The sequence below is a fragment of the Psychrobacter sp. van23A genome (assembly GCF_030845275.1).
Lineage (GTDB): Bacteria > Pseudomonadota > Gammaproteobacteria > Pseudomonadales > Moraxellaceae > Psychrobacter > Psychrobacter faecalis.
Window position 1 is genome coordinate 101,536 of the sequence record NZ_CP132595.1, and the last position, 12,843, is coordinate 114,378.

Genomic DNA, 12,843 nt, shown 5'->3' on the forward strand with positions numbered 1-12,843 from the left:
TACAGAATTCATAACTACAGAATTCATAACTACAGAAAAGGAAATTATTATGTCAAATCCTAATCCGAACGATACCAAGCTTGAGCAACAACGTTCAGAATCAGCGACTGCTGCCCTAAAGGGCCAAACAGAAGATAATCATACGCAAGATACTGAAGCGGCTGCAGACCGTATTGCTGATAATTTAAAAAATGCTAAAGAAGAAAAATAGTTAACTCCGTAATTTATTGAATCTGCTGATTATTAATAAGATAGTTAGTAAAAATATACAAAAATAATGATAACTGGGAGTATTTATGACTGACTCAAAAGGCAACATGGACGCGCAAGAGAAAAAAATTAAACAACAAGCCGAAGATATCAATCCTAAAAAAGATAATATTCCAGCTAGTTTAGCGGAAGCAACGACGGCTCCTCTTGAAGATAATGAGCTTGGCGGTAATGCTACGCAGGACGACGTTAAGAAGGATAAATAGTTGCTGAAACGTTAGTCTTATAAATTTAGACCTTAATCAATTTTTCTCTGCAAAAATTGTAAAACTACTATAAAAACTGCTGCTAGTTCAGCAGTTTTTTGTTATAATCGCTGTCACGTTTAATTTTCGCTTTATTCTTAACTAAACGTTCTAATTGATAAGTTTGTCGTACACTAGGTCAACTCTAGTAATGCAGGGTTGTCCTGAATGACGGTTAAACTTTTTATTTTTATTCTATTGTGCCTAGATGCTTTAAATTGAAAGTATCTTAGTACATTTAGCATTGCCGGAGAGATTTATGCTAACCAATTCTGATCGTGAACAAATCATTGCTCAATACCAACGTGGCGAAAACGACACTGGTTCTCCAGAAGTTCAAGTAGCACTATTGAGTGCTCGTATCAACGATTTACAGAACCATTTTAAAGAGCACAAAGCGGACCATCATAGCCGTCGTGGTCTTATCCGTATGGTTAACACGCGCCGTAAACTGCTTGACTACTTAAAAGGTAAAGACCTTGGTCGTTATACCACCCTTATTAGCCAATTAGGTCTACGTCGTTAATTTGGCGACAATAGTACGAGTGGTCGCTAATATAGAATATGCCAGAATGTGGCAAGATTTTAGATTTTTTGCTAAGCCACTTGGTATTTGCTTGCTAAGCTCGATAAAATAGATTTTCTCTAAAGACGGTGTGGAATAGTTTCACGCCGTTTTTTTATGCGTATTTATATGAGTTTGACTGTTAAAAAATTATGCCTTAGCGGCATACGTTTAATGTGACAAACTCCTATTTTAACCGACTTTTTTATACTGAAATGCTCATAACGGTAATGCGCAAACAGACAGTTTGGCATTTCATTGGTCAATGGCTATAAATCACTGTAAAATAATGCCTTATGAGTTTGAGAGTAGTATTCGCGCTCGATTAATTATTTATAAGGTTTATCGTGATGAGTATTATTTATCAAACAGTGGCTAGCAAAGCAGATTTTAGTCAGCAAATAACGTGAAATCGTTATTTAAATAAATGTATCAAATAAATAGGTAACAAAATTGCTCTAATCGACCCAGTTTCCAATTATGTTAACGTCAATTAGTAGCCAATCACGAGTAACCAGTTACCAAGAATTTTTAATGACAGATATCAGCTTTTTATGATGCTGATATCCCTTTCGTCAGTCAATATTAGGAAAATTATATGACAATGTTTAATACCATTAAGCGTGAATTCCAGTACGGCGACCAGCAGGTCGTTATTGAAACGGGTCGTATCGCGCGTCAAGCAAACTCTATTTTGGTTCACATGGGCGGCGTGACTGTCCTAGTAGCGGCAGTAGTAAAGTCGGATGCTAAAGAAGGGCAAAACTTCTTCCCATTGACCGTCAACTATCAAGAAAAAATGTATGCAGCCGGTAAAATCCCTGGTGCTTATGGTAAACGTGAAGGCCGCGCAAGCGAAAATGAAACCTTAACATCGCGTTTGATTGACCGTCCTATTCGTCCGCTATTCCCTGAAGGCTACGTGAACGAAATTCAAATTACGGCGACGGTTGTCTCGTCTGATAAAACTCAGTCGGCAGATATCGCGGCACTCATCGGTGCTTCAGCAGCGCTGGCTATTTCTGACGCCCCATTCAATGGCCCGGTAGCAGCAGCGCGTGTTGGCTTTATCAATGGCGAATATGTTCTTAACCCAACGCTTGATCAGCTCAAAGACAGCGACCTTGACTTGGTGGTTGCGGGTACCAAATCTGCAGTATTGATGGTTGAATCAGAAGCGAAAGAATTGTCTGAAGACCAAATGCTAGGTGCGGTTTTATACGGTCATCAGCAGCAGCAAATCGTCATTGATAATATCGCGTCATTGGCAGAAGAGGTTGGTACCGCTAAGCAGCAATATACCGCGCCTGTTCGCGATCAAGCGTTAGAAACCAGCATGAAAGAGCAGTTTGGTGAGCAAGTGGCTGATGCTTATACTATTACCAATAAGCAAGAGCGCTACAGCAAACTTGACGAAATCAAACAAGCGATCATCGAAGCATTGGCAGGTGACGCCGAAGCAGAAACGTATAACGATACGGTATCTGAATTAAAAGAGATTTATGAAGAGTTAAAATACCGCACCGTTCGTGACAATATCTTGTCAGGTAAGCCGCGTATCGATGGCCGTGATCTTGAAACCGTTCGTGCGCTAGATGTACAAGTAGGCGTATTGCCATATACCCATGGTTCAGCACTATTTACCCGCGGTGAAACACAAGCATTGGTAACCACCACGCTTGGTAACACCCGTGATGTAAACATGATTGATTCATTGGCTGGTACGATTCGTGACCATTTCATGTTGCATTACAACTTCCCACATTTCTCAGTTGGTGAAACCGGCCGTGAAGGTGTGCCAAAACGTCGTGAAATCGGTCATGGTCGCCTAGCGCGCCGCGGCGTTGAAGCGATGTTGCCAGATAGCGAACGCTTCCCATATGTGATTCGTGTGGTATCTGAAATCACCGAATCAAATGGTTCATCTTCAATGGCTTCGGTTTGCGGCGCAAGCTTGGCATTGATGGACGCAGGCGTACCGCTAAAAGCACCAGTTGCGGGTATCGCGATGGGTCTGGTTAAAGAAGGCGAGCGCTTTGCGGTATTGTCTGACATCCTAGGTGATGAAGATCATCTTGGTGATATGGACTTTAAAGTAGCAGGCTCGAAAGACGGTATTACCGCGCTACAGATGGATATTAAAATCGAAGGCATTACCCCAGACATTATGGAGCAAGCCCTTAAGCAAGCCCACGCTGGTCGTATTCATATCCTAGAAGCGATGAATAAAGTACTGCCTGCAAGCCGTACGGAAATCAACGCTCATGCGCCTAACTATGCGGTTATCGAAATCAACCCAGAAAAAATCCGTGATGTGATTGGTAAAGGCGGCGCAACGATTCGTCAGCTAACCGAAGAAACTGGCGCGGTTATCGATATCGATGATGCTGGTACCATTCGTATCTTTGGTGAAAATAAAGCAGCAACCAAAGCGGCTATCGGCAAAATTGAAGCCATCACCGCGGAGGTAGAAGTCGGTAAAACTTATCAAGGTACGGTTGCGCGTATCGTTGACTTCGGTGCTTTCGTTAACGTCTTGCCAAACACCGATGGTCTCGTGCATATCTCGCAAATCGCCGATGAGCGCGTAGAAAACGTGTCTGACTACCTAAAAGAAGGTCAAACCGTCAGCGTATTGGTACAAGATGTTGATAACCGTGGCCGTATTAAGCTGACCATGAAAGGTATCGAGCAAAACTAATCTTCGTTTTTCGAATTAGTTAGATTTAAAAAAACCGCTTTGGTTGCTGATATTGGCAAACAAGGCGGTTTTTTTTATGCGCACAAAGAATAATGACAATGAGAAAATGATTTATATATTGATGTCTTTAGGAAGATGAATATCGATACGTAGCTTTGGTAAATCTTGTAGATGATGGGTGACAAGAGGCAAGATATTGCTAGACCAATCTAAAGCAATTGACGTTGTTATTTCACCGTTATCAGCAATATTATTTTGAGCAGAATTTTTTTGCGAATAATGAGCAATAAGCGGGCGCGCTAGCAATGCAATCCGGCGTATACCTTGATAACGTATTAAAGGTATTAGCTGCTGTTGTAAATCGACTAGAGCTGCGCTTAACCAGCTTGCCCTCGGTGAATGATAGGGATGATCCGATACGACAAGGTTGGCAATATAACTTGGTTGGCTACCGTTGCTACTGACGCCAAGCCCAGCTTGCTCACGTGCGCGCTTATGCATTAAACAGCTACCAACCATTAGGCTACCCTCGCGGCAGGCGCTAAAGTAACGTTGGTAATTGTCTGGATATAAGTTTTTGCTGCGCATAAGGATAGGATCTAGCAGGATACCGGCGTTATTCACCGGCAATATCAGCAGTTGGGCGCTGCTATTTAAAATAGGGGCGTGGGTAAGTTGTAGACTTGCCATTTATCTATTTGCCCCTCTGTGAAATGAATATTATTTTACACTGTTTTTCGCGCTTTCCGCAGCTTCTAATTGGGCAATTTGCTCCTCCAGCAGGGCGATTTGTTCTTCTTTCATCTCTGTCAACTGCTTATTCATTGCTAATTGCTCAGCGGCCAGCTTCTCTTGTTCGGCTAAGCGCTGACGCTCGTCTTCCAAGCGATCTATTTCTTCTTTTGCTAAACTATCATTTTCCGGCAAGGGCGCATTTAAAATAGCGTCGGGATTAGGGATTTGGCTGTTTGTAATTGCCGAGTCATCACTCTCTAAAGTTAGCTGGCTGTCATCTGATATATTGTCATTACTATCTAATGACGGGATATTTGCTTGCTCAGCACTATCTTGCTCAATAGAATCGGCAGTAGGTGGTGTGCTTTCGATCGGCGCCTTTTCAGTGTCTGGCGAATTGTTTTCCCAAACCAAATAACCAATCAATAAAGCCGCCACTATGATAATAAGCCACCATTTTTGACGCGATTTGGCAGACTTTTTCAGCGCTGACTTAGTCGATAAAGGACGTAGACGTTTTTTATTCATACGATGGTCGATTTCTGGCAAAAATATAAGTAGCCATACTATAACAAACTCAAAATAAAAAGCCCATCTATTGCTAGACAGGCTTTGTGCTATTAAAAATTAACGTTAACTATCAAATATGACTCTTATGGCTTGAATTTGACTGTACCACTGGTACCTGTCGACATGGCATCACGAGCAATCTGGTCCTCTAAATGGTTTTTAGCACTGATAGTATCAGGATCGGGGCGGTGCTCTGTATGTCCGCACTGCGTACATTCGATGTATTCATCAGGTTCGGGTACGACGATATTTACTTGCATCACAGCATCCATCGCCTGACATTTAGGACAGCGAACGCCTGCTAAAAACCGGCGCTTTGGCGTTGATGATTGATAGCGCATTTAGATGACCTCGCGCGTCGTTTGAACATTGGCTTTAGCAGTGGCGGCAGCATCATTTTTAGCAATGTCATTTTTAGCATTGTCAAAACCGCTATGCCGTAGTAAAGCATCGATGCTGGCGCTGCGACCGCGGAAGTTCTCAAAGTTGGTCTTAGCAGGAAAACTACCACCGACCGATAAAATAGTCTCGCGAAAGGCTTTGCCGGTAGTTGGGTTAAAGATACCTTCTTCTTCAAACTTACTAAACGCATCGGCAGACAATAGCTCCGCCCATTTATACGAGTAATAACCGGCGGCATACCCACCAGCAAAGATATGACTAAAGCCATTAGCAAAACGGTTGTAATCTGGCGTCTGCACAATCGCAATATCATCGCGCACGGCGTTTAACGTCGCCAAGATACCATCATAATCAAGTGCTGGCGTCTGCGCATGAATCAATAAATCAAAAAGTGCAAACTCGATTTGACGTAAGGTTTGCATGCCGCTTTGGAAGTTTTTGACCGCTAGTAGGGCGGCAAGTTTGTCTTTTGGCAAGGGTTCGCCGCTTTCAACATGGCTACTTATTAAAGCAATCCCTTCGGCATCCCACGCCCAGTTTTCCATAAATTGACTGGGCAATTCGACTGCATCCCACTCAACGCCATTGACACCAGCGACATCACCAACAGTTACTTGGGTTAATAAGTGATGTAAACCATGACCAAACTCGTGGAACAAGGTCAGTACTTCATCGTGAGTCAATAGGCTTGGTTTACCATCGAGGGCAGGGGTGAAGTTGCCGACCATAAAGCAAACCGGTAGCTGCTGATGGTTTTGCTCCGCATAGGTATAACGTGATTGAAAACCGCTCATCCACGCGCCGCCGCGTTTGCCGCTACGAGCAAATAAGTCAAAGTAAAAGCCACCAAGCAAGTGATCATCGGCGTCAAATAATTGATAAAAACGTACGTCATCGTGCCAGCGTGATACAGACTCACTGTGCTCTTGTACCTTGATACCGTATAAACGCTCGACGATCGTAAACAATCCGCTAATCACTTTCGGTAGTGGGAAATAAGGACGTATCTCCTCTTGCGATAAGCTAAATTCGCTCTGTTTTACTTTTTCGGCAATATAAGCGCTGTCCCACGGCTGTAGCTCAGTAATACCATAAGCCTGCGCATATTTTTGTAGCTGTGCTAAATCTTGCTTAGCAGCTGGAGTCGCTTGCGCCGCCAAATCCCGTAAAAAGGTTTCCACTTCCGTTACGCTATCTGCCATTTTGGTCGACAGTGACACTTCTGCATAATTATCAAAACCTAATAGCTTGGCTTTTTGCGCGCGTAATTGCAGAATTTGGCTCATGATATCGGCATTATTGAGCGACTCACCTTTGGCATTGGTATGCGCATCAAACTCAGAGGCGCGAGTAACATAAGCACGGTACAGCGTCTCACGCAGATTACGATCATCGGCATGGGTCATGACGGCAAGATAAACGGGGATGTTTAAGCTTGCAACATAATAAGGCGTCGGCAACGCATCAATTTGTGCTTGGGTGAGCTTATCGCTGGCAAGCTCGCGAGCTTTATATTGTTCGCCTGCGTCCGCTAATAGCGCCAAACCACTCTCAGTTAACCCTGCTAATTGGCTTTGCTCAAGCGGTAAGGCATACGCCTGAGTAGCATCCAAGATATGGTCTGAGAACGTCGCTGATAAAGTCGATAACTCACTTTGAATAGCAGCAAAGGTTTCTTGCTCAGCTTTGGGTAGCGCAACGCCTGATAGCTCAAAGCTACGCAGCGCAAGCTCAATTGCTCGCGCCCTTGCTGGGTCTAGTTCGGCAAAGAAAGCCTGATCATTGACGATCGTCTGATAGCGACTAAATAGCGGCTGATGCTGACCAACACGCGTGCCATAAGCAGACAGCTTGGGCAACAATTCATGATGGACATGACGAATCTCATCGCTACTCATCACGCTATTAAGATGCGACAAAATGCCCCAACTACGATCTAACGCCAGATTTATATGGTCAAAGCTCATCACCTCTGCCAACGCCTGCTCAGCGCTAAGCTTGCTATCTGCCGACATCTCATCTAAAAAACGGTTGGCAGCATCGATAGCACTGATGACCTGGCTTTGTAAGGCATCAGGTGTGGTACTGGAAAAATCAACAAGGTGTAGGTCTGGAGCAATAGAGTTCATAAAGAAAGGTATCCAATGTCTGTTAGTCAAGGTCTGTTAGTAATGAATAAATTATTATAATTTAGATAAAGTGCTATGAACGTTATTTAAAACGTAGTTTAAAACGTTATGTAAAGTAAAGGTTATCTAAAAGATGGGTATGACGCGGTTGAAATACAAGCCAGCGTTATAATTGGTTTTAGAGTGTTCATTTTATAAATGGGATTTTTAGAAATGTCCAATTGGATAATAACCTAGCGCTAATTATCGATATGACTGATAGTTTGCTAAGTTTCACTTACAAAGCGTCATCATTTACTTGCAAATTAACCCTACAGGGAGTGAGGACAAGTTGTTAGCATCTTAGTAATACAAGGACTTAATATAATAAATTAAACACAAGGCAGTTGTTAAAAATAATTTTCAAATTCTATGACAAACTTTGCGATACCAACCAATGATAATAAAATAAGGAGCAGTATTTATGAAAGCAACTCTTAAAAGTCTACGTGAGACCAAAGCCAATCCAGCGGTCAGTATTTTTGTCAAAACGCACCGTGAGCATCCTGACAATCAAAAAGATCCTATCGCCCTAAAAAATCAATTAAAAGTCGTCGAAGAGCGCCTAAACAACGAGTACGACAAAAGTACCGCCACCTCTATTTTAGAAAATATCCAGAATAAAACCAGTGACCTGAATCACAACTATAACTTAGATACCTTAGCCATATTTGCTAGCACTGACGATGCTCAAATCGTCCGTATGCCTATTGATACCAAAGAGCGCGTGATAATCTCTGATAGATTTGCAACACGTGATTTGGTGCGTGATATGGCTAGTGCTGTGCATTATTATACGGTGGTATTGACGCGTGATAAGGCGCGCTTGATTGAAGCGTCTAACGACCGTGTGGTCAAAGAGTTCGACCAAGATACCGATGCACAAAATAATATGGAAAACATTCCATTTCCTGTAGAAAATAATGGTTTATATACAACAGGTGATGCCGGCTCTGATCGCTCAGCGAACAACGAGAGTAGCTATCTAAAAGAATTTTTTAACCAAGTAGATAAGAGCGTCCAAGAGCTATGGGGCGAGAATAAAATGCCGTTAGTGATCGTTGGCGATGCCAAAAATATCGGTTACTATAAAGATGTTTGTGATCGTCCAGATAATATCATTGCTACCGTTTCAAATGCCACCAATTTAGAAGAAGGCAGCGCGCAGCATATCATTGATAGCGTACAAGAAGCGGTTGAAAATTATCGCTCGTCATTACATCAAGCCGCTATGGGTGAAATTGACAAAGCGCGCGGTGCCAATATGCTGCAAACAGATTTGCAAGAAGTTTACCGCAGCGCCTTCCAAGGTGTTGGCGAGACTTTATATGTCCGCCGCGGTTACATGCAACCGGCTATGATCGATGAAGCGGCGCAGACTCTAAGCATGGCTGATGATGCGACTGCCCAAGGCGTTACTGATGATGCCGTTGGTGAAATCATCGAACACGTCATTCATAATGGTGGCAAAGCCGTATTCATGCCGCAGGAGCTGATGGGTGCAGATCAGCCAATTGCTCTGGTAACACGCTACTAAGTGATGGCTGCTATTCGTTAATGAATTAGCCATCGTTACGACATAGGTATAATATGGGAGCATTGGTTCGATATGAATCAATGCTCTTTTTTATAATAACTTAGGTTTACGTTTATCTGATGACTGGTGTCATTTGATAAGTTTCTAATAAAGCGCTGTTCACCCTTACGCTATCCATACTGAGTTTATAACTGATAAATTTATGACTAATACCACCTCTTTTGTTTTAACTAGCTACAACATTCATAAAGGCATGTCGCCGATGAATCGCCAAGTGAAGATACAGGGTATCGCCCAAGCGCTTGATATCATTGGCTCAGATATCCTTTGCCTGCAAGAAGTGCAGGGTCAAAACCTCAAGCGTAATATGCAATATAACGAATATCCCGACCAATCACAGCACGAATGGTTTGGTGAATATTTGCAACTGCAAAACAGCTATGGCAAAAACTCAGAGTATGAAAACGGTCATCATGGTAATGCGGTGTTGAGTCGTTTTCCGCTAGATCCTAAACATAACGTCAATATTACGGTGAATAAACTTGAGCAGCGCGGTGTCCTGCATTGTGAAGTGCAGCCGCTAGGGTGGGAGATGCCGGTTGTGGTATTATGCGCCCATTTAAACCTCTTTGAGCGCGACCGCATCAAGCAGTACGAAGCCATCTCCAATTATGTGCGTAATGAGATTGCGCCTAATCAGCCGCTGATTTTGGCGGGCGATTTTAACGACTGGAAAAAAATGTCTTGTGACAGGCTCGCTTCAAGCTTGGGGATGACCGAAGCTTTTAAACACTGTCATGGCAAATTGCTACCAACCTTTCCAGCAAAATTGCCTGTGCTCAGTCTAGACCGTATCTATGTGCGCAATCTAAGGGTAAAAGACGCGTGGGTACATACCGGTAAGCCTTGGTCAACACTATCGGATCATTTGCCGCTAAGTGCAGAATTAGCATTGTTATGAATTGCTGTTATCAGTTAATGGATAACAAGTAAGAAACTAACCAAAAAAGAGAAATTAGAATAATACAAGGATGAAAAATCATGTCTGATAAACACCTACCAACGACGCAGCACGCCGTACAGATACGCGAGTTTGGCGAACCTGAAGTCATGACATATCAAGACGGCGTGGCTATGCCTGCATTAAAGGATAACCAAGTATTAATACAAGTCGCTTATGCCGGTATCAACCCCGTCGATTATAAAACCCGTCAAGGTAAAGGCTGGGGCGCCGATGCGATTCAAAAAAATAACTTTGATAAAGGCGAGCCCGCTATTTTAGGCTTTGATGTTGCAGGGATAGTGGTCAAAAGTAATAGCGATAAATTTATGATTGGAGATGACGTCGCGGCCCTTAGTTTTGATGGCAGCTGCTACGCTGAATACGTGGCGATCGATGCTGATTTACTGGCAAAAGTACCTGAGTCTGTGACATTAGAGCAAGCAGGGGCATTGCCTTGTATCGGGCAAACGGCGCTACAGTTTGTAGAATTTGCCAACATAAAAAACGCTGAGCATGTGGTGATAAACGCGCCAGCGGGCGGCGTTGGACATTTAGCGATTCAGTTTTTGCTGAAAAAGGTAGCGTCAGATAATATCAAAGTCACGCTTATTTGCTCACCAGAAAAATACGCCAAACTTGATAAATTGATAGATAAAAGCAAGTTGGAAGGTTGGATAGATTATACCAAAGACCAAGATTTTCCTGACTTACAAGCCGATGTACTGATGGACTTGGTCGGTGACGATGCCGGCGTGCGCGCTTTGAGCACACTCAAATCTGGAGGTCGCGTTAAAGTGTTACCGACCATTTGGGTTGATAAACTAAAAGCTGCCGGTAGTAATAAAAACTTGAGCGTCGATGGTTATGCGGTAAAGCCAAATGGCGAAGATATGGCAAAGGTTTTACAAGATGTCGCTGACGGCACGCTAATTTTACAAATTCAGCAAACTTATCCATTATCTGAAGTGGTCGCTGCTCACCGCGAGCTAGAAAAAGGCGATACCTTTGGCAAGATTGTGCTCAAAGCAAGCTAAGGCAGAGTTATTTAAGTTAAGCGAGGTTATTTAAGTTAAGCGAGTTTAATCTAATATCATTTGCCTAAAGGTTAAGCTAATACGTCCTTCTAAAACCGTTTTTGTTTTAGTAACAGTATGCTTCCAACATTTTTGCGTCTCACCATGCATGACGATAAGCTGACCGGACTCAAGATAAAGCTCGACTTTATCTTGAGTTTTTTTATGCTTTAAGACAAACTTGCGCGTCGCTCCGAGTGACAAAGAAGCAATAACTGGCTGATTGCCTAGTTCTTTTTCATCGTCGGCATGATACCCCATACCATCGTCGCCGGACGGATAGTAATTTAGCAGGCAAGAATTAAAGTGGGTATTGATACCGATTTTTAATAGTTGCCGCTCGATATGATGTTTCACATGAAACACTGAGTCTGTCCACTCAATGGCTTGCCGCCTGTGCCCCGAGTATTGATAACTGGCAGCACTGTCGCCCATCCATACTATTTGGCGAGTGGTGACATGCGTCTTACCAAATAATGTCACGATATCAGACTGCCAAGGTAGCGTCGTTAATAGGGCATAGTATAAGGCACTGGGATAATCGATAACGATACCTAAGTCATTAACTTTGCCATTATAAGGCAATAAATTATCGGTTGGCGCAGGGACAAAAAGGTCGCTCATTGCTTATATCCCATATATCCTACATTCCATATCGCTCGGCTTATTTATTGCTTTCATAATGCTCATTAATAATTTGCGCACACAGTTCAGGTGCTTCCATTGGCAAAAGATGACCGTAATCGGGCAAAGAGATAATGCTATCGGCGGGAACAAATCCTTGCCATTGTTTACGTACTTTATCATTGATAAACAAAGTCGGTTTGCCGGTGATTAAGGTATAAGGACAGCTGAGTTTTTTTAATGCCGCATCGATATGGGGCGCACCAAAATAGTTGGCAAGCTCTTGCTCGGGGGCAAACATCAAGCTATAGCTGCCATTGTTATTGGCCGTCAAACTTTGTTCAGCAAATACTTTTAAGTGCTCATCACTGATACGTTTATAAGCCCGTTGCGCGCGCAAATGCTCATAATAGTCATCGATACTTGCCCACGTCGATTGCTTGGTTAGGGTGCTTTTAAAAGGTTCACGGCTTAGCAATATCTTGCGCGGTAGTAAGTTATAAAGCGTTGCTTGTTTTTTAGTAAAGGTGACAGGCTCGATAAGATATAACTGCGAGAATAAATCGGGGCGTTTTGCTGCTGCTATAGCGGTCGCTGTTGCGCCTTGCGAATGCCCAATACCAACGATAGGCGCGTTTTGGGTTTTCTCTAAAAACTCAATCAGTATATCGGCATCTTGCTCACGGGTCAGACGCGGCGCTTGCGGCTTGTCATACCAATAACCACGTAGCGCCAGCGCCGATAAATCAAAATCCGTTGCGAGCTTATTTAATAATGGTGCATAAGTACCAACAGTAAAGCTGTTACCACCATAAAAATGAGCAGGCGGGCGTTTATGGTGGTTCGGTTTGTCTGCTTGATTTGCAGTTTGGTTCAACTGCTCTAAATCATAATAGCGCGCTTGCTTGCCACTGATATTAATACGTTTGGTAAAAGTTTCCATAAAAACT

Annotated in this window: 13 protein-coding genes; 7 read left to right on the forward strand and 6 right to left on the reverse strand. The window is 43.0% G+C overall.

Annotated features, from left to right (window positions below):
• The first annotated feature begins 49 nt into the window (after positions 1-49).
• The 4 genes from RAH45_RS00440 (at position 50) to pnp (ending at position 3,781) form a co-directional block, all read left to right on the forward strand.
• The gene (locus RAH45_RS00440; protein WP_156508534.1) at positions 50-211 is read left to right on the forward strand and encodes a hypothetical protein; all 162 of its coding nucleotides are present in this window, start codon (positions 50-52) and stop codon (positions 209-211) included.
• A gap of 85 nt (positions 212-296) precedes the next feature.
• Entirely contained in the window at positions 297-476 is a 180-nt protein-coding gene (locus tag RAH45_RS00445) for a hypothetical protein (protein ID WP_068407894.1), read from the forward strand.
• 298 nt (positions 477-774) lie between these two features.
• Positions 775-1,041 (forward strand): 30S ribosomal protein S15, encoded by a 267-nt coding sequence (gene rpsO, locus RAH45_RS00450; RefSeq protein ID WP_068407892.1) that lies wholly within the window; start codon positions 775-777, stop codon positions 1,039-1,041.
• A gap of 637 nt (positions 1,042-1,678) precedes the next feature.
• On the forward strand, positions 1,679-3,781 hold the full coding sequence (pnp, locus tag RAH45_RS00455) for a polyribonucleotide nucleotidyltransferase (RefSeq protein WP_068407889.1): 2,103 nt from the start codon (positions 1,679-1,681) through the stop codon (positions 3,779-3,781).
• 111 nt (positions 3,782-3,892) lie between these two features.
• Here the strand turns inward: pnp and RAH45_RS00460 are convergent, their stop codons facing one another.
• The 4 genes from RAH45_RS00460 to RAH45_RS00475 form a co-directional block, all read right to left on the reverse strand.
• Positions 3,893-4,471 (reverse strand): hypothetical protein, encoded by a 579-nt coding sequence (locus RAH45_RS00460; RefSeq protein ID WP_068407886.1) that lies wholly within the window; start codon positions 4,469-4,471, stop codon positions 3,893-3,895.
• Between the two features lie 30 nt (positions 4,472-4,501).
• Complete coding sequence (locus tag RAH45_RS00465; RefSeq protein WP_068407884.1) at positions 4,502-5,044, reverse strand: hypothetical protein; 543 nt, start codon at positions 5,042-5,044, stop codon at positions 4,502-4,504.
• 125 nt (positions 5,045-5,169) lie between these two features.
• Positions 5,170-5,427, reverse strand: a complete 258-nt coding sequence (locus tag RAH45_RS00470) for a YheV family putative zinc ribbon protein (RefSeq protein ID WP_068407882.1) — start codon at positions 5,425-5,427, stop codon at positions 5,170-5,172.
• Positions 5,428-7,617, reverse strand: coding sequence for a M3 family metallopeptidase (locus RAH45_RS00475; RefSeq protein ID WP_068407881.1), 2,190 nt, complete (start codon positions 7,615-7,617; stop codon positions 5,428-5,430).
• Positions 7,618-8,080: 463 nt separating this feature from the next.
• On the opposite strand from RAH45_RS00475, the gene RAH45_RS00480 reads away from it, so the two are divergent.
• The 3 genes from RAH45_RS00480 to RAH45_RS00490 all read left to right on the forward strand — a co-directional run bounded on the left by RAH45_RS00480 (position 8,081) and on the right by RAH45_RS00490 (position 11,230).
• Positions 8,081-9,193, forward strand: a complete 1,113-nt coding sequence (locus RAH45_RS00480) for an AOC03_06830 family ribosome hibernation factor (protein ID WP_068407880.1) — start codon at positions 8,081-8,083, stop codon at positions 9,191-9,193.
• Positions 9,194-9,395: 202 nt separating this feature from the next.
• Positions 9,396-10,154: an endonuclease/exonuclease/phosphatase family protein gene (locus RAH45_RS00485; protein ID WP_068407879.1), complete on the forward strand. Its 759-nt coding sequence runs from the start codon at positions 9,396-9,398 to the stop codon at positions 10,152-10,154.
• Positions 10,155-10,234: 80 nt separating this feature from the next.
• Positions 10,235-11,230, forward strand: a complete 996-nt coding sequence (locus RAH45_RS00490) for an NADP-dependent oxidoreductase (protein ID WP_068407878.1) — start codon at positions 10,235-10,237, stop codon at positions 11,228-11,230.
• Positions 11,231-11,275: 45 nt separating this feature from the next.
• Here the strand turns inward: RAH45_RS00490 and RAH45_RS00495 are convergent, their stop codons facing one another.
• Positions 11,276-11,893, reverse strand: coding sequence for an alpha-ketoglutarate-dependent dioxygenase AlkB family protein (locus tag RAH45_RS00495; protein ID WP_306495375.1), 618 nt, complete (start codon positions 11,891-11,893; stop codon positions 11,276-11,278).
• 40 nt (positions 11,894-11,933) lie between these two features.
• Positions 11,934-12,836: an alpha/beta fold hydrolase gene (locus tag RAH45_RS00500; protein ID WP_102077744.1), complete on the reverse strand. Its 903-nt coding sequence runs from the start codon at positions 12,834-12,836 to the stop codon at positions 11,934-11,936.
• Positions 12,837-12,843: the final 7 nt, after the last annotated feature.